The 18,842-nt window shown below is 41.9% G+C and carries 12 protein-coding genes; 6 read left to right on the forward strand and 6 right to left on the reverse strand.

Annotation, left to right across the window (positions count from 1 at the left end):
- The first annotated feature begins 163 nt into the window (after positions 1-163).
- Positions 164-1,183, forward strand: a complete 1,020-nt coding sequence (locus BIZ38_RS08255; RefSeq protein ID WP_262387581.1) for an MBL fold metallo-hydrolase — start codon at positions 164-166, stop codon at positions 1,181-1,183.
- Between the two features lie 127 nt (positions 1,184-1,310).
- On the forward strand, positions 1,311-2,936 hold the full coding sequence (locus BIZ38_RS08260; RefSeq protein ID WP_187490127.1) for a M28 family metallopeptidase: 1,626 nt from the start codon (positions 1,311-1,313) through the stop codon (positions 2,934-2,936).
- A gap of 61 nt (positions 2,937-2,997) precedes the next feature.
- On the opposite strand, the gene BIZ38_RS08265 is transcribed toward BIZ38_RS08260, so the two are convergent.
- From BIZ38_RS08265 to fabB, 4 genes are all read right to left on the reverse strand, one after another.
- The gene (locus tag BIZ38_RS08265) at positions 2,998-7,326 is read right to left on the reverse strand and encodes a FimV/HubP family polar landmark protein (RefSeq protein ID WP_187490085.1); all 4,329 of its coding nucleotides are present in this window, start codon (positions 7,324-7,326) and stop codon (positions 2,998-3,000) included.
- 321 nt (positions 7,327-7,647) lie between these two features.
- The gene (locus BIZ38_RS08270; protein WP_054551679.1) at positions 7,648-8,664 is read right to left on the reverse strand and encodes an aspartate-semialdehyde dehydrogenase; all 1,017 of its coding nucleotides are present in this window, start codon (positions 8,662-8,664) and stop codon (positions 7,648-7,650) included.
- 32 nt (positions 8,665-8,696) lie between these two features.
- Positions 8,697-9,818, reverse strand: a complete 1,122-nt coding sequence (locus tag BIZ38_RS08275; RefSeq protein WP_187490086.1) for a 4-phosphoerythronate dehydrogenase — start codon at positions 9,816-9,818, stop codon at positions 8,697-8,699.
- A gap of 145 nt (positions 9,819-9,963) precedes the next feature.
- A complete protein-coding gene (gene fabB / locus BIZ38_RS08280) occupies positions 9,964-11,178 on the reverse strand; it encodes a beta-ketoacyl-ACP synthase I (RefSeq protein ID WP_187490087.1) in 1,215 nt (404 codons plus the stop codon).
- Between the two features lie 179 nt (positions 11,179-11,357).
- Between fabB and mnmC the strand changes: the two genes are divergently transcribed.
- Positions 11,358-13,406 carry a bifunctional tRNA (5-methylaminomethyl-2-thiouridine)(34)-methyltransferase MnmD/FAD-dependent 5-carboxymethylaminomethyl-2-thiouridine(34) oxidoreductase MnmC gene (mnmC, locus tag BIZ38_RS08285; RefSeq protein ID WP_187490088.1) on the forward strand — a complete coding sequence of 683 codons (2,049 nt, stop codon included), beginning with the start codon at positions 11,358-11,360 and terminating at the stop codon, positions 13,404-13,406.
- Between the two features lie 26 nt (positions 13,407-13,432).
- Here the strand turns inward: mnmC and BIZ38_RS08290 are convergent, their stop codons facing one another.
- Positions 13,433-14,890 (reverse strand): OmpA family protein, encoded by a 1,458-nt coding sequence (locus BIZ38_RS08290; protein ID WP_187490089.1) that lies wholly within the window; start codon positions 14,888-14,890, stop codon positions 13,433-13,435.
- 142 nt (positions 14,891-15,032) lie between these two features.
- On the opposite strand from BIZ38_RS08290, the gene BIZ38_RS08295 reads away from it, so the two are divergent.
- The 3 genes from BIZ38_RS08295 (at position 15,033) to BIZ38_RS08305 (ending at position 18,074) form a co-directional block, all read left to right on the forward strand.
- Positions 15,033-15,668: an SDR family oxidoreductase gene (locus BIZ38_RS08295; RefSeq protein ID WP_187490090.1), complete on the forward strand. Its 636-nt coding sequence runs from the start codon at positions 15,033-15,035 to the stop codon at positions 15,666-15,668.
- An 83-nt stretch (positions 15,669-15,751) separates the two neighbouring features.
- On the forward strand, positions 15,752-16,588 hold the full coding sequence (locus tag BIZ38_RS08300; RefSeq protein WP_187490091.1) for a substrate-binding periplasmic protein: 837 nt from the start codon (positions 15,752-15,754) through the stop codon (positions 16,586-16,588).
- A 7-nt stretch (positions 16,589-16,595) separates the two neighbouring features.
- A complete protein-coding gene (locus BIZ38_RS08305; RefSeq protein ID WP_187490092.1) occupies positions 16,596-18,074 on the forward strand; it encodes a methyl-accepting chemotaxis protein in 1,479 nt (492 codons plus the stop codon).
- Here the strand turns inward: BIZ38_RS08305 and BIZ38_RS08310 are convergent.
- Positions 18,064-18,837, reverse strand: coding sequence for a sulfite exporter TauE/SafE family protein (locus BIZ38_RS08310; RefSeq protein ID WP_187490093.1), 774 nt, complete (start codon positions 18,835-18,837; stop codon positions 18,064-18,066). The genes BIZ38_RS08305 and BIZ38_RS08310 overlap by 11 nt on opposite strands.
- Positions 18,838-18,842 lie beyond the last annotated feature (5 nt).

Raw genomic sequence — 18,842 nt, forward strand, 5'->3', positions numbered from 1 at the left:
TAAGGGTTACTAGTGTAACGCAAAAATAAAAAATGCACTAGATAGTTTACTTTTATAACAAACCATGAAAAACTACACCGTGTAGTTTACTTATGGTGACGATATGAAATTTCTAAAATGGCTCGCAATCGCCACTCTATGCATCGTGATAGGGGTGTTTATTATGAATAATCAATTAGCCGCTGAAGGCGTGAGTGATAACAGCCACTCTGCGCAATTATCTGATGGCAAGTTCCACAATACTGTTGAGGTAGAAAGACCCGGCTTTAAGAAAACGCTAGGTATCTTCAAACGCTTTATTACAGAAAAGAAAATTGATGCAGAGCCAAAAGGTGAACTGCCTATGCATTCTGTTTCTCATGCACAGCTTGAGCGTTTATCTAATGACACAGTGCATTTTGTGAAATTAGGTCACTCCTCTATTTTAGCGAAAGTGTATGGCGAATACTGGCTATTTGATCCGGTATTTTCAGAACGCGCTTCGCCTTTTTCATTCATGGGGCCAAAGCGCTTTCAGCCAACACCTATCAGCATTAAAGAGCTACCAAACATTGCTAAAGTGTTTATTTCACACAACCATTATGATCACTTAGATAAATCAGCAATTAAACAGCTTGTTGATAAAACAGATTCTTTTTATGTGCCATTAGGAGTCGAAAACGACCTGAAAAAATGGGGCGTTGATGAACAAAAAGTGCATAGTTTTGATTGGTGGCAAGAGCAAAATATGGCTAATAGCCAAATTGTATTTACACCAACCCAGCACTTCTCTGGCCGAGGTTTAACAGACGGCAATAAAACCCTTTGGGGCTCTTGGGCTATTAAAGTAAATGACAAGCGCTTTTATTTTAGCGGTGACTCTGGCTATTTTGCTGGCTTTAAAGAAATTGGTAATCGTTATGGGCCATTTGATATCACTTTTATTGAAACCGGTGCTTACGACAAAGATTGGGCTGACATTCACATGACACCAGAACAATCAGTACAAGCTCACCTCGATTTACAAGGTGATGTGATGGTGCCAGTGCATAATGGAACATTCGATCTGGCCTTTCATGCTTGGTATGACCCACTTAAACGTGTCGCTAAAAAAGCAGGACAAGAGCAAGTATCACTGAGTACTCCGCTAGTTGGAGAGGTATTTAAAATTCAAGATACGGCGATTGATAAAGCGTGGTGGTAAAATTGACAGGATGAAAGGTGCATTATTATCCTTTCATCCTGAATAATTAGTTATTTGTAGACTCTTTCTGGACAGCCCCCCTTCGCGTCCCATATAGTGAAACCCTGTGCAATCAACCAGAAAAACTATGACAACTCACCTTAAATATGCAAGCTTGGCACTTGCAATCGGTTTATTTGGCTGCTCTGAGCAACCAACAACAAACACTGATGAACCAAGTGCTGAAAGCAATGCAGCCGTAAACATTGCCAATGTACGCTCACATATTAAAACCCTCGCCTCTGATGAATTCTTAGGCCGCGGCCCTTTAACTGAAGGCGAAACACTGACCATTAACTATTTAGCCGATGAATATAAAAAACTCGGCTTAAGCGGAAGTTTTAATGGCGAGTATTTACAGCCAGTTACTATGGCAAAACTCACTCCAGATCAAAACATGACCTTACAAGTGGGTGATTTAAGCTTTAATGCTGGCAGTGATTTTACCGCCCGTACCCAACAAATTAACCCTGAAATCAACATTGATGGCTCTGATGTTGTGTTTGTTGGCTATGGTATTAATGCACCTGAATATAATTGGGATGACTTTGCAGATATTGATGTAAAAGACAAAACAATTATCGTGCTTGTTAATGATCCTGGTTTTGCCACGCAAGACGACACGCTTTTCACCGGTAATGCTATGACCTACTACGGTCGTTGGACTTACAAATATGAAGAAGGTGCTCGCCAAGGTGCAAAAGCAGTATTTATCGTTCACGAAACTGCTCCTGCCGCATACCCTTGGGGCGTTGTAGAAAGCTCGAACACGGGTAGCAAATATACCTTAATCGACCAAGATAAAAATGCTTCTGACATCCCTGTAATGGGTTGGATTGATGAGCAAGCGGCAAATGAAATTTTTGCTCAAGCAGGCCTTGATTATCAAACTGAAAAAGCCAACGCACTAAAAGCTGACTTTAAACCTGTCGACTTAAAAGCGAAAGCAGCGCTGACACTGAAAAGTGATATCTCTCAAGCGCAATCGCATAATGTTGTTGCAACGCTTAAAGGTAGCGAAACTCCTGATGAGTACATTGTAATTGGTGCGCACTGGGATCACTTTGGCACCAAGCAAACTGATGACGGCGTGAAAATCTACAATGGTGCTGTTGATAACGCATCAGGTAGCGCAGCAACGGTTGAAATAGCCCGTATTCTTACTGAAATGCATAAGAAAAAACCATTTAAACGCTCTATTATCTTTGCCAACTTTACGGCTGAAGAAACAGGGCTTATTGGCTCAGAGCAATTCGCTACTGGCGAGATTGTAACAACCAAGCAAATGGTCGCGCTGCTTAATATTGATGGTATGAACGTGCTAGACGGTGTTGACTACATATTACAATACGGTAAAGGCATGTCTGAAATGGAAGACTACCTTGCAGATGCAGCGAAAGCACAAGGTCGTCATGTAAAAATGGACCCGCGTCCTCAAAATGGTTTGTTCTTCCGCTCTGATCACTTCTCTCTGGCTAAACAAGGGGTTCCTAGCTTACTATTTATGAGTTTAGGTGATACAGATCCTGATTACATCGCGCACAAATATCATAAAGAAGCTGACGACTATTCAGCAGATTGGTCTATGGGCGGTGTTGAGCAAGATATTGAACTGATTGTTGATATTGCCGCCAAACTTGCTGATAACGGCGATTGGCCTAAGTGGAAAGCCGAGTCTGACTTCAAAGCTCGTCGCTTACAAGACAAGCAATAACCTTCGCTTAGATACAAAAAACCGAGCTAGTTGCTCGGTTTTTTATTGTCAGTTTTACTTATTACTCGTTAATTTTAGCCTTAAGTGATTGTGCTTCTTCTTGCACTTCCTCAGGGCCATTGGCAATAACATCTTCAATGGCTTGGAGCGCTGCATCAAAGTCGTCTATTTCGATATATGCTCGCGCTAAATCCAGTTTTGCTGAGTAACCACCACTTTCGGCATCAACATCAGTTGGGTTATCACCCGCTAGTAAGTCATTAAAATCACTCAGTCCTACATCCATATCAACCTCATCATAAGGTTCGTGGTCGAGTGCTTCATCGTCACTTTGTTCAAGTAATGAATCGATATCTACAAACTCATCCGTTGAAGTAGTTTGTTGCTCCTCGGCATCTAATGCCTGTACTTCAGGTTCAACTGGCTGTTCGCTTTCACCCTGTAAGTCTTCATTTAATAGTGCATTAAAATCAACGTCGAATTCACTTGCATCAGCAATATCAGCTTCATCTGGCTCTGCTAGTTCATTTAACAGTGCATCAAAGTCTGTTTGAGTAAGGTCAGCCATAAAATCATCATCGATTTCATCGTCTGACAGCTCACTTAAATCAGCCTCGTCAGCTAAATTAGACTCGATATCAGCTAATGTTTGCTCAGCTTCTACGGCATCATCAAGTTCAATATCGTCCAATTCGAATTCAGGGAACTCTTCTAATTCGTCTTGGCTATCAGCCACCTCATCGTCAATTGGCGCTTCGCTCGTTAACTCTGTTGTGCCTTCACTCTGTGATTGATCCGATAAGTCGTCCTCAGGATCAAGAACATCATCTTCTGTAAATTCATTATCAAGCAAGATCTCATCATCAAAATCATCGTCTAGCTGATCAAGCTCATTACCCGTTGCTAATGAATTAGCAAGGTCTTGCTCTGCCTGACTTAGCTGTAATGGTGCATCTTCATCTAACTCACCAGAAGTGTCTTCATCAGATTCATCCAATTCAAAACCGGCTTCATCTAGCTCAAGCTCTGGATACTCTTCCAACTCTTGGCTAGGAGTCACGGTATCTTGCTGTAATGGCTCTTCGTCGGCGGTTAAATCAAATTCATCAGTTAGGTCTTCATCTGCTAGCGGATCATCGCCTAAATCAATTTCAACTTCTTCTATGTCTTGCTCTGGTTCATCTATTGACCAGTCTGGTGCTTCGACATAGTCATCTTCTTCACCAATTTCATTTAATAACTCATCAACACTTTTCAGTGACGGATCATCAAACTCGTCAAGGCTATCATCTTCATCTAATAGCTCATCGCTATCTTCATTAAACTCTTGATTAAGCGCTTCATCGATATCAACTTCGTCACTATCATCCGTATCATCAACCAACTCTGATGCAATCGATTCAACATTCATGTCATCAACCGCTTGATCAGCATCGGCTAAATCTTCTAGCGACTCTTGTAGATTCTCATCATGCTCCGCACTGTCACTCTGTTCATGACTTAAATATGAGATCTGCGCTTCAGTGTCTTGCTTCAGCTCATTTGTTTGCTGAATAAGCTCTTCAAGCTCATCATCAACGTCAGAGTCCTGCTCATCACTAGCATCTTCATCAAGTAATGAGTCGATGTCATCGACATCTAAATCATGATCAAGCTCATCTTCGTCAATTAAGTCGTCTACACTAGGTTCTTCAATTGACTCTTCAACCAACTCTTCAGATTCAGGCTCTTCTTGAGCTTCATCTAATAGTGAGTCGATGTCATCGACATCTAGGGCATCATCAAGCTCATCTTCATCGATTAAATCCTCTGCACTTGGTTCTTCTACAAGCTCTTCAGGCTCTTGCTCTAATTGTGCCTCATCTAGCAATGAATCAATGTCATCAACATCTAGTTCGTCATCAAGCTCGTCTTCGTCGATTAAATCCTCTGCACTAGGTTCTTCTACAAGCTCTTCAGGCTGCTCTTCAACAAGTTCCGCTTCAGGCTCTGACTCTGTCTGAGCTTCATCTAATAATGAATCAATGTCATGAACATCGAAGGCATCATCAAGCTCGTCTTCGTCGATTAAATCGTCTGCGCTAGGCTCTTCAACAAGCTCTTCAGGCTCTGACTCTGTCTGAGCTTCATCTAATAATGAATCAATGTCATCGACATCTAAATCATCATCGAGCTCGTCTTCGTCGATTAAGTCATCTGCGCTTGGTTCTTCTACAAGCTCTTCTGGCTGCTCCTCAACAAGCTCTGCTTCAGGCTCTGCTTGTGTCTCATCTAGTAATGAATCAATGTCATCAACATCGAAGGCATCATTAAGCTCATCTTCGTCGATTAAATCGTCTGCGCTAGGTTCTTCTACAAGCTCTTCAGGCTGCTCCTCAACAAGCTCCGCTTGAGGCTCTTGCTCTGCTTGTGCTTCATCTAGTAATGAATCAATGTCATCGACATCTAAATCATCATCAAGCTCATCTTCATCGATTAAATCGTCTGCGCTAGGTTCTTCTGCTGGCGCTTCTTCTTGAACTTCATCTAATAGTGAGTCAATGTCATCAACATCTAGCGCATCATCAAGATCATCGTTTTCTAATGCATCGTTAGCTTCAGCGGCTGGCTCTTCTGTTTGTGCTTCATCGATTAAGCTGTCGATATCGAAATCATCTTCATCGATGAGTTCATCCGCGCTTGGTTCTTCGGCTGGCGCTTCTTCTTGAGCTTCATCTAATAGCGAGTCAATGTCATCAACATCCAGCGCATCATCAAGCTCGTCGTTTTCTAATGCATCGTTAGCTTCGGCTGCTGGCTCGTCTGTTTGCGCTTCATCAATTAAGCTGTCGATATCGAAATCATCTTCATCGATTAGTTCTGCTTCTACGTTAGTTGTTGAGGCATCATTATTTTCATCGAGTAAGTCATCAATATCGTCTAGGTTTACGTCTTGATTAGAATCCGTGTTGTTTTGCTCATCAATTAAGCTATCAATGTCAAAATCATCTTCAGCGTCATCTTCTGCGAGCTCTTCACTAAGCGCTGCCATTTCATCATTAGCGTTATCTAACGAGTCACCTTCATCAGTATCAAATAGGTCATCAATGTCATCAGCACTTAAAATATCACCCGATGAATCTGCTGGAGACTGTTCACTATCTAGGTCTATTTCATCACCTAAACTGTCGTCATCGGTTTGATCGAAATCTTGCTGTAAAAATGCATCTAAATCATTATCGTCAGCGCTATTAGATGAATCATCGCTAAACTCAATATCATCACTTAAAAGCCCTTCTAGCTCATCTTGATTTAAAACACTGTCATCTTCATCGAAACTATCATCAATGCTGTCGTCAAAAATGATGTCATCATCTGGCAGCATGTCTTGGTCTAAGTCGTCATCTAAACGCACACTCAAGTCATCATTGTCTTCGACTGGATCAGGAACTAGTGGATCAGTTTCTATGATTGGTTCTAAATCATCATCAGGATTATAACTTGGGCTTTGAGGTAAAAATTCATCGTCATCGCTGGCATCTGTATCATCATTGGCGCTGTTGCGTTTTTTCAAAAACATCACAACGGCAGCAATGATCAGTAATGCCGGAATAAACATTAATGCACCGAGAACAAATGGGTTGCTCAGTAAACTCGAAAAACTAAACCCACTGTCCTCTTCAATCTTTTTTGCTCTTTGCTGCTCTATGATTTCATTTTGTTTAGTGATCAGTTCTTTCAGCTGCTTTTGAATTTCACTGTCTTGACCAAGCTGATCGCGAACGGTTTCAAGCTCTTTAGAAATACCACTCAGTTGTTTTTTGAGTTTGTTGTTCTCAGCTAAGATTTCTTCAACATTTTCAACCGACGATTTAAACTGCTTTTGAAGCTCGACTAGCTGCGTACCCTGCTCAGTTTTAATGGTGTTGATTTCTTGCTTAAGCTCTTGCTTTGCTTCGTCTACATCAACTTTACGGGCTTGGGTTACTTTCTTTTGCGATTCATTAATTTCAGCAGTAGTCAGGGTGCCGTTTTTCTTTTTCTCCCATAGCTCATCATCTTGTTCAGAACGTGCTTTTGCTAACGTTGGATTCACCGCGCGCATTTCAGCAATGGTTGGGATTTTTAGGTATGCGCCATCGCGCATATGGTTAAGGTTTTGGTCTAAAAATGACGATGGGTTTTTGTCATACAGAGCTTGCATGACCTGATAAATACTTACAGAGTTGTCAGGGCGAATTTTAGCGGCAATGCGCCACAGTGTATCGGTCGGCTTGATCGGACCAATTGAGCGCCCCTGCGCACCATAATCGACACCTTTAGGGCCTTTAAGTGTGGTGCCTTCATCAGAGTATGTCGGTGTTACCACCAATGCAGACGCTAATATGAAGAGTGTTGCTAAACCGCGCATGCTGATCCTTTATGTTTTAAATGTTAACGCAGCAACCCTGGTTGCTTAAACATCAAGTAATTCTTGCAGAATTGATTCTTAATTATGTTTTCTTGCAAGCTCTATTCCAGCTGCAAACTATAACTTAGTTGCCTTGCAATATCTATTGCAACACCTTGATAGTAAATAGCTTAAATATTAGCGGCTGAGAGACTTTTTTATTGTTATCGTTAAGTTTATACGCTTTTACAACGTATGCGGCAATAATTTGGCAGTGAATTCACAAAAAAAGCGGCAAATTGCCGCTTTCTGTCAAATTTAGCTCAGCCTAAATCATCAGATTTATAAATAATTTGCGATAAGCTCTTCAGCAATCTGCACACTATTTGTTGCTGCACCTTTGCGCGTATTATCACTTACAACCCACATATTTAAACCATGTGGATGCGAAATATCAGCACGTAAACGCCCTACGTATACTGTATCGTTACCACTTGCATCAGACACAGCTGTTGGGTAATCCGCTAAATCTTCAATAAACTCAACACCTGGTGCATCGTTTAATAGCTGCTTCACATGTTCGATATCTACTGGCATACGCGTTTCAATATTGATCGCTTCACTGTGACCAAAGAACACGGGAACACGAACACAGGTCGGGTTAACCACAACACTGTTATCACCTAAGATCTTTTGTGTTTCGTTAACCATTTTCATTTCTTCGCGGGTATAACCGTTATCTTCAAAACTGTCTATTTGTGGGATCACGTTAAAAGCAATTTGTTTAGGGAAAACGGCATTATCCATCGGACGCGCATTCATTAAGTTTGCTGTTTGCTTGGCTAGTTCATCAACGGCTTCTTTACCCGCCCCCGATACAGCTTGATAAGTTGATACGTTAATGCGGTCAATGCCATAAGCATCATAAATTGGTTTTAACGCCACCAGCATTTGAATCGTTGAGCAGTTAGGGTTTGCAATGATGTTGCGATTTCTGAAATCCGCTAAGCTTGATGCATTCACTTCAGGAATAATGAGTGGCACATCGTAGTCATTACGAAAGTGTGAGGTATTATCAATTACCACACAGCCTGCGTCCGCCGCAATCGGTGCATATTTTTCAGAAACACTACCGCCGGCTGAAAATAAACCAATGTGAGCTTGGCTAAAATCAAACTCTTCAACATCGATTACTTCAATGCTCTCACCGCGAAATTGAATTTCTTCACCAGCACTACGGCTGCTTGCGAGTAAAAATAATTGGTCTACCGGAAACTTACGATCTTCTAAAGTTTCGATAATCTGACGACCCACTAAACCTGTGGCACCTAATACGGCTACATTAAATTTTTGCGACATGTGTTTTCCTCTTTTGAATAAAGCAAATGGCTTTATTCGTTAATTCTAAATCCCAGTGCAGCTAATGCGCCTTCACATGCACTGTTGGCAGCCACCGACAAAGTACTAAACTCGCGTCGTGGCGGGTAATTCTTGCGTAAACTATCAAAGCCTTCGCTTGCTAATTTACTTCGTAAAATGCCATCGTCGCGACGCACATCATAAATTAAGTGCACTAAGCGACCTATATCATCTAGGTTAAAGGTTTCACCTAGCGTGACAGAGTGGCTAATTGGTTCTGGCAAAAAATCGTCCAGAGACTTAAGCGCTGCGATGCCTTCAAGCTCACATACCTGCTGATACAGCATTTGTGTACCGCGGGCTTTGCCTTCAAGTGTATGCCCTGCAATATGCACACTGGCATAACGTACATAATCAAGCAGAGGTGTCAGTATATTGGGTTCGTTTTCCCAAACATCAAGCACACAATCTAATTTTGCGCCTTGCTCAAACAATGCTAGTAATGCTTGGTTATCAATCACATCACCACGGCTTGCATTGATAATCGTCATACCCGGCTTAAGTGCTTTTAAGCGTGTTTCGTCTAGCATGTGCAAGGTTTTATGCGGACCTTGTTTAACCAATGGCACGTGAAAAGTCACAATATCGGCTTGGGCTAGTAATGTGTCTAACTCAATATGCTCTGCAAGCTCACCGGCTTCATGTTTTGGTGGATCACATACCAATACATTCATACCAAGCAGGCTAAGCTTATCACGTAAACAGCTACCTATACTGCCAACCCCCACTATGCCTATGGTTTTACCTTGTAATGAACTGGCATTTTCTTGGCTCAAGGCATACAAGCAGCTAATAACATATTCAGCAACCGCCACGGCATTACAACCTGGTGCGCTGCTAAATGCGATATTTCGCTCAGCAAGTAACTCGGTATCAATGTGATCAACACCTATGGTTGCTGTGCCCACAAATTTTAATTTATCTGCTTGAGTGAGTAAGGCTTTATCTACATTGGTAACAGAGCGGGTTAACAAGATATCGACCCCGACTAGCTGCTCGGGTTGGAGATTACGGCCATCAAATCGCTCAACATCACCAAAATCGGCAAAGTACTGCTCAACCAATGGCATATTTTGATCTGCAAGAATTTTCATTTGTGTGTCCGAGAGGCAGAAAGTGGCGCTATTGTAGCGAATTTATCAGTATTCGGATAGGTAACAACTAAGACGATTTTGGGGTTATTTATAACAAATGAAAAAGCCGAGCTATTGCTCGGCTTTAAGCAAATACTGGAGAGGTTTAACCTTTATATTTGCTCATTACTAATGTGGCGTTAGTGCCACCGAAACCGAAGCTGTTAGACATAACTGTATTTAGTTCAACGTCTTTACGCTCAGTTACAATATTTAGACCTGCAGCTTGCTCATCTAGTTCATCAATGTTGATAGATGGAGCAACAAAGTTATGCTCAAGCATTAATAGCGAGAAGATTGCTTCATGAACGCCTGCTGCACCTAGAGCGTGACCTGTCATCGCTTTGGTTGCACTGATCATTGGCGAGTTACCACCAAATACTTCTTGAATAGCGCCAAGCTCTTTCACATCACCAACAGGTGTTGAAGTACCGTGAGTATTTAAGTAATCAATACCGCCTTCAAGATCTTGCATTGCTTGCTTCATACAACGTACAGCGCCTTCACCTGATGGAGCTACCATGTCGTAGCCGTCAGACGTTGCACCGTAACCAGTGATTTCTGCATAAATGTGCGCGCCACGAGCCAGTGCATGCTCAAGTTCTTCAACAACAACGATACCGCCACCACCAGAGATAACGAAACCGTCACGGTTTGCATCGTATGTACGTGATGCTTTCTCTGGTGTTTCATTGTACTTAGTAGACAATGCACCCATTGCATCGAATTCCATTGCTAGCGTCCAGTGAAGCTCTTCACCACCACCTGCAAAGATTACGTCTTGCTTGCCTAATTGAATTTGCTCAACCGCGTGACCGATACAGTGTGCAGATGTCGCACATGCAGAGCTTAGTGAGTAGTTAACACCTTTAATTTTAAATGGTGTTGCAAGACACGCCGAAGTCGTACTCGCCATAGTACGTGGTACCATGTAAGGACCAACACGTTTTACGCCTTTTTCACGTAAAATGTCAGCCGCTTCAACTTGCCATTTAGATGAACCACCACCTGAACCCACTAATAAACCAGTGCGCTCGTTTGAAACTTGATCTTCACTAAGGCCAGCATCTGCAATCGCTTGTGACATTGAGATATAAGCGTATGCAGCAGCATCGCCCATAAAGCGCATTGCTTTACGATCAACAAACTCTTTAACATCAATATCGATTTTGCCAGATACGTTACTACGTAGGTTGTAGTCAGCAAACTCTTGGTTGAACGCGATACCACTACGGCCTTGTTTTAATGATTCTAATACTTCTTCTTTGTTGTTACCGATGCTTGAAACAACACCGATGCCCGTAATAACGGCTCTTCTCATGGGTAATTACCTTAGCTCTATACTAAATTGTGTTCTATTTTACGCTGAAATTACTTTCGAAGTGGTCAGCTTTCTAGCGTACACATGTACTCTGAATGTCTAGCTTATAAATAACGCCAGACTATTTCAAAGAAAACACGTAAAATAATGAAAAAAGTTTGTAGTTAATTAGTTAAACCATGATCAAAAACGCACATATTCATTTTAATCACCTTGGTACCCCTGTCGCCGATCAGTTTGACGATGTTTATTTCTCTAATGACGATGGCTTAGCCGAATCACATTATGTGTTTTATCAACAAAACCATATCCCGCAACGATTACAAAATCATGACCGTAACCACTTTGCGATTGCTGAAACAGGCTTTGGTACCGGGCTTAACTTTTTAAATACCTGGCAGCACTTTGCTGCTCATCTTGATAGGCAGCATGCAGAGCAAGAAGTTCAAAATCAACCCGACCATAGTGGTAAAAAGAGTGTTACCCGCTTGCACTTTATCTCTTTTGAAAAGTTCCCTATTAAGCGTGATGACCTTGCTCAAGCACTCAAAGCCTGGCCTAGTTTAAAAGATTATAGTGAGCAACTAATTGCTCAATATCCTATTAATTTGGCCGGCTGTCATCGCCTTGAATTTGCGGGCGGCAAACTAATACTCGACCTTTACTTTGGTGACGTGCAAGACAGCATTGACGCCATGAGCTACCCAAGCGAAGGAGTTGTCGATGCGTGGTATTTAGACGGCTTTGCACCAAGTAAAAACCCAGATATGTGGCAACAGAGTTTGTTCAACAAGATGCGTGCTATCTCAAGAGCAAATGCCACACTCGCTACTTTCACTGCCGCAGGCTTTGTCAGAAGAGGACTCATCGAAGCTGGCTTTAGCATGAGTAAAGCTAAAGGCTATGGTAAAAAGCGCGAAATGCTGATTGGCGAGCTCACTGAGCCTAATGAGCAACAATCAGGGCCTGCCTATTTTGCTCATCAGCAAAGTGAAGTGAGTAATGTGGCTGTTATTGGCGGTGGTATTGCCAGTAGCAGTGTACTGTATTCACTGGCAAAAAGAGGCCTAAAAGCCACGCTTTTTTGCCAAGATGAAGCGCTTGCCATGGGCGCTTCTCACAATGTACAAGGGGCTGTGTATCCGCATTTACAAGCGAAAAATTCACCACACAGTGAAATGTTCGCCCATAGTTTTTTATATGCGATGCGTCTATACCAACAATTACTTGATGATGGTTTTGACTACCCTCACCAGTGGTGTGGTGTATTACAGCACGCGGTTAAACAAGGCCTAGCTGATAAACATCAAAACCTTGCCGATAAAGAACTTTGGCCAGCAGAATTAATGCGCAATGTAAGCGCCGAAGAAGGCGACGAAATTGCCGGTGTAGAAACGGGCTACTCAGGTGTATTCTTTGCAAAAGGCGGCTGGGTAAATCCACCAGCCCTAGTCACAGCATTATTTAATGCGGCAAATTCGTTAACTGCCACTACCAATAATAAAATGGACAGTCACTTTAATTGCCATATTGAAAAGCTCGAAAAAACCGCTGATGGCTGGTTACTACACAGCAAAGAGCAAACTTTCGGGCCATTTAGTGATGTGATTAATTGTGCAGGTGAACACAGTGACCAGTTTAGCCAAACTCAAGCGCTACCTGTTGTAGGTGTGCGCGGCCAAGTCTCGCATGTGCAAGCAAGCGAGCAGTCAAAACGCCTAAAGACCGTGCTTTGCCACAAAGGCTATTTTACTCCTGAATATCAGGGCCATCATTGCATGGGTGCAACCTTTGAAAAAAACTCAAAAAGCCGTGAAGTTAAAGAGCAAGACAACCACACTAATCGCGAACAACTATTAAACTTTTACCCCAACTGCGGGTTTGCCAATAGCTTAGGTGAAATAACAGCCGCGAAAGCAGCTGTAAGGTGCACCTTCATTGACCATTTACCTATGGCAGGTGAATGGGCTGAACAAAGTGATTATGTAAGCGCGTTTGCTAATTTAAGATTGGGTAAACGTTATCAGTACCAAACGTTAACGAAACCTCAGCAAGGCTTGCATGTGCTCACTGGCTTTGGTGCAAGAGGCCTGTGCAGTGCCCCCCTTTGTGCTGAACATTTAATTGCTTGTTTAAACAATGAGCCAAGACCATTTAGCGAACGTGTGAGTCAGGCTATTCACCCCGCCCGCTTTATTGTTCGCGACCTAATTCGTAATAAAATTTAAAGGGGCTAAAAAGCCCCTTTTGATTGTTAATTACTTAATCGCTCAACTAGCTCTACGCGTCGGTTTAGCTGACGACCCAAATCATTTTTATTATTGGCAGCTGGCGCGTAAGGGCCTACACCATAACCAATTAAACGCGACTCTTTAATGCCGTATTGACTCACGAGCGCTTTAACAACTGCTTTAGCTCTCTTAGATGACAGCCCTAAATTATATTCTGGACTTCCTTTATCATCTGTATGGCCAACAACGTACAAGTTTAAGCTGTTATTTTTATTTAAAACATCCGCAATCACTTTTAATGACTCGGCTGATTCTGGCTTAATGTCTGATTTATCATGATCAAAGTAAATGCCATAAATGGCTGCTTTACCTTTTTGCTCTAGTTGCTTTAACACTTGGTCCGGATTGGTTTTAACTAAATCGCCTTGTAAAGGCTCCGTTCGAATTATAACAAGCTGCACTCGCGTAGTGCCTTGGTAATTCCCAACAAAAAATGCGACATAGGTTGTTTGATTTTCTGTGGTGCTTTTCATTAACTGATAGCGCGGCTGGCGATAATAGTTATAAACTTGTTTTACCGACAAGTGATCACCAAGTGCTTGTATTGCCTTACGGTCGTCACCACATGCTTGACGCTCGCAACTAAATACCGTTTCAAAGCCTTCTTTTGTTAAGGCAGACACATAGTTATGAAAAATCTTAAGGGTTGATACTTTTCTAATTTCATAAGTAATACGAGTGATATCGCCTGTCACATCTTCAGCAGGTAGCGCTTTGTTTTTACGGTTAAATATTCCTGTTGGTAGTGAAAATTCTTCGTAATCAATTTGCTCGTAGTCTTCAATAAAACTACCAGGATAACGGCTAAGTAATGGATGATCGCTTGAGCCTCTAATATCGTCTTTAGGTGCTTTGGTAACTGGATTTGTTTGCTGTTTTGCAAAAGCAGCTGTATTGGCTTTTATCAGACCTGTTTCAAGCTCTTTAATCTCAATTGAGCTACTCATAACACGCGTTTTACTGTTGTACTGGCCAACAAATAACGACACGGCAAACTCAGGCTTTTCACCTTTAGTAGCAAGAAGATAATATGGCTTACGATGATAATTATAGAGCTGAAAGTAACCGACTTCCTCTGCAAAATCACTGCTGTCACCGCAAGCGTCTAACTGACAAGAATAAACAATATTAAAACCATCGGTGAGTAAAGCTTGTTTATAGTTTTCAAATACTTTGAGAGTGGCAACATTGTTTATTTCGTACAATGTGTGGTTTACATCGCCAATAAAGTCTGTGTAACTAAATCGCTCTGACGACTTTTTACTGTCATCAAACTGGCTCATTAATTGTGTCTGTTCGCCACTGAGTTTAACCGACTTTTCAACCTCACTATTTGGATAAGGCGATAGCCATTGATTGGCATATACCGCATTGCAAAATGCTAATGTTACCACCACCAAAAGATTAAAATATATTTTCACTTCAAGTCCTTTTAATTGAATTTGTACCTAATTTCATACTATGCCAAATAATACTTTTTTATTCAAAGTTTGCTTGTACCCCTTTAAAAATAAATCCACACCCCAAGGTCTTTAGTTACACAGCAATTAGAAGGAGTTTGATATGAAAACCTTAATCATTGGCGCAACGGGCCAAATAGGTAAAATGACCACCGAAAAAATGCTGGCAAGTGGCCATGACGTAGTGGCTCTGGTTAGAGACAAAAGCAAACTGACTGCGCTTGAAAGTAATCATTTAACGATTGTAGAGCAAGACCTCGAAAACGATTTTAGTCGTGCCTTCGAAGGGGTTGAGCAAGTGATTTTTAGCGCGGGATCCGGCGGCGCTACGGGTGCTGATAAAACCTTACTGATAGATTTATGGGCCGCAGTTAAAGCGATTAATTATGCGGTAGATGCCAAGGTTAAGCACTTTATAATGGTGAGCTCAATCGGTGCTGATGCGCCTGATAATATTGAAAGCAGTATCAAACCGTATTTAGTTGCAAAGCACATGGCTGACCAACATTTAATCAATAGCGAATTAAATTACAGCATTGTCAGACCTGGCACGCTATTAAATGATGCAGCCACGGGATTATTAACCACCATGCGCCCTGCAACCCGCCAAGATGCGGTAATCAATCGTGAAGATGTAGCAGATACCCTGCTATACCTCGCTGAACATACACCGCAAAAACCACAAGTGTTTGAATTATTTAATGGTGATAAGTCAATCGACAGCCTACTAAGTGATTGAATACGTATGCATAAGAAATAAGATTGAGAAAGCGCGTAAAGCACTTTAGTTTATTGTTTACATAATAATAACAAAGGTGCTTTATGCGTCATTTTGCTTTCCTTTTTTGCTTTGCTTTTACGTCGGCTTGTTTTGCCGCACCGGTAAAAGTTCAAAGCTATAGTGGCGATACCTCCCTTCCCCACAAATTACTGATCAGCGCCATCGAACGTGCTGGCTTAGAGTATATTCACCCGTATGAAACTAATAAAGATATCTCTAATGCACGTATCTTAAACGATGTAAAAAACAACCAGCTTGATGTGATGTGGAGCATGACATCCACTCAGTTAGAGCAAGATTATCAAGCCGTTTATATTCCCTTGTTTCGTGGCTTACTTGGCATGCGAGTCGCGATTGTGAAAGCACAAAATCGCGAACTGTTTAGCTCAGTAACTAGCTTACAAGATTTAAAACGTTTTACCGCTGGGCAAGGTAAAACCTGGCCAGATACGAAAATATTAAAAGCAAATCAACTGCCTGTTGTTACTACATTAAAATACCCTAATTTGTTCCCAATGCTTGAAGGCGAGCGCTTTGATTACTTCCCACGCGGTGTTAATGAACCTTGGGATGAAATTGCCAATCACTCAGAGCTTAACCTCACTGTTGAGCCGCACTTGGTCATTAAGTACACCGCACCTCTTTACTTTTTCGTCAACAAAAACAACCACACGCTACATAAACAGCTAAATGATGCGCTAAACGAGATGATTGCGGATGGCACATTTAACGCCATGTTTTTGGCAGACAGCCAAGTACAAACGGTTTTATCAAAAGCCAACTTAAGCTCGCGTCGCCTTATTGAGCTTGATAACCCAACGTTATCGTCGAACACACCTAATAAAAATAGCCCTTTGTGGTTTAACCCATTTCAATGAGCGCACAATGAAATCATTAAAATATAAAATAACCTTGGCACTGTCTTTGTGCCTTTTACTGAGCGTGATCTTCGTGATCAGCGCAAACTATCTGCTGGCAAAGTCGAGTCAAACACAACAATGGCAAGACGACATCACAGCCCTTAATGAGCAAATGCAAGTTATTTTAGCCGAGCCGGTATTCTCTTATGATGAGCCGTTAATCAATCAGATTATTAAAGCCTTTTCGCAAAACAAACATGTACATAACATTTCAGTGACAGATCATCGCAATAAGCCACTTGCTTCTATCACTAAACAAAGCAATAGCGCATCGGTTAGCAAAACTATTGATTTGCACTATTTAGATAATTTAATTGGTCACATAAAAATTGGTTACTCACAACAAGCACTGCATAGCACCATTGCTGAGTCGACACGCACCATGTTTATAACCTTGCTGGTCTCTTTTATCGCCTTGGGTGCGGTGATTATTTATATCGTGCGGCTTTTAGTGATAAAACCAATCGATAGCGTAAATAGCCTTGTTGATGAAATTGTCAAAGGTGAAGGCGACCTTACAAAACGTATTAGCTATCAATCTAATGATGAAATAGGCTATTTGGTCGATGGTTTCAATCGATTTATAGCGCAAGTACAAGAAATCATCACTGAGCTAGGCAGTACAGCGAGCGAGCTTGAAATGATTGCCAGCACAGTAAACGAAGCATCTGTGCGCTCTAAAAACGAAGCCGAGCTTGAATATAACCGCACTGATTCAGCAACCAATGCGCTTAGTCAGTTAAGTGAAGCAACCAAAGAGATTGCGCAAGGAGCTAATCAAACCGCGCAGCAAACCACCGACGTTCATCGCTTATGCCAACAGGGCGAACAAAATATGAATACCAATGGCAACATGGTTGACGAATTAGCTGCACAACTCGACCATACATCAAACGTAGTTAAACAACTAAACGCCAGCAGTAATGAAATTAGCCAAGTGCTCGATGTTATAAAAAGTATTGCTGAGCAAACCAATTTACTGGCTCTAAATGCTGCTATTGAAGCGGCTCGTGCTGGTGAATCAGGCCGTGGCTTTGCTGTAGTAGCTGATGAAGTAAGAGCACTTGCTAGTAAAACCTATGATTCAACGTCTGAGATTGAGTCGATTATTGTATCGCTACACAATAATACCTCTGATTGTGTAACCGCAACGGAGCAAAGTAAGTCACTCAGCGATAAAGTGAGCCAAGCGAATCAAAAAAGCCAAGCGGTGTTTAAAGATATTGCTAAACAAATCAATACCATTAATCAAATGAACGAAAGCGTGGCGGCAAGTTCTGAAGAGCAAACCAGTGTGACCGCTGATATCTTAAATACCATGCAGCTTATTAACCAAGGCGCTAAGAGCCTATCGCAAGAAGCTCAGCACCTTGATAACACCATAGGCCAGCTCAATGAATTAGAACGCGGCATCGTTGCTAAACTGGGTTTGTTCAAATACTAAAAGCCATGATCCCCTGCCACGCAAGTTGCAGGGAAAGCACCGTTAACACTAAACGAAAAATCTTTTTAAATTTATCTGACGAGATGCGGCGCAGTAACTTAAGGCCAAGCCAAGTACCTAATGCACCGCTCAATATCATGAGCATAACCAGCGGCAACCACTGCCAAAATGCAAAGCCCACAGCCCCATATAAAATCGCTTTTAAGGTATGTTGTACTGTCATGCAGCTTGAAAATGTGGCGGTAAATTTAAGCTTATTATAATTATTTACATATAAGCAGCTGCCAACCAAAGGCCCGCTTGCCCCTACAAACATCGAAATAAACGTGGTCCAAAGCCCTGCGAGAACACGCCATAACTTTGAGGTTTCTCTGAGCTTTGGCGTCACACCCCACAGTAAATAAAGCACAAATGCAGCGACCACTATTTTCATTAATTCAAGGGGTATTGATGTGACAATCGTTGAGGCAACCAGCGCACCTAAGACTCCCCCTAAAGAGAAGTACACAAACATAGCACCATCAATATGTTTAAACGTGAACAAAAAGCGGTTTGCATTAGAGCCTAACTGCACTAACCCATGAACAGGAATAACCACACTCATAGGAAGCATGGATGCCATGATCACTAGCAGCATTAAGCCGCCGCCCGCACCAAAAGCTGCTGAAATCATAGAAGTAAAGCCCGCAACCACAATGAGCATTATTGTGCTGATCGGGCTTAATAAATCTCCACCTAAAAACTGCCAACTGATCAAATCCATTGTTA

The sequence above is a fragment of the Pseudoalteromonas sp. BZK2 genome (assembly GCF_014349195.1).
Classification (GTDB): Bacteria; Pseudomonadota; Gammaproteobacteria; order Enterobacterales; family Alteromonadaceae; genus Pseudoalteromonas; species Pseudoalteromonas simplex.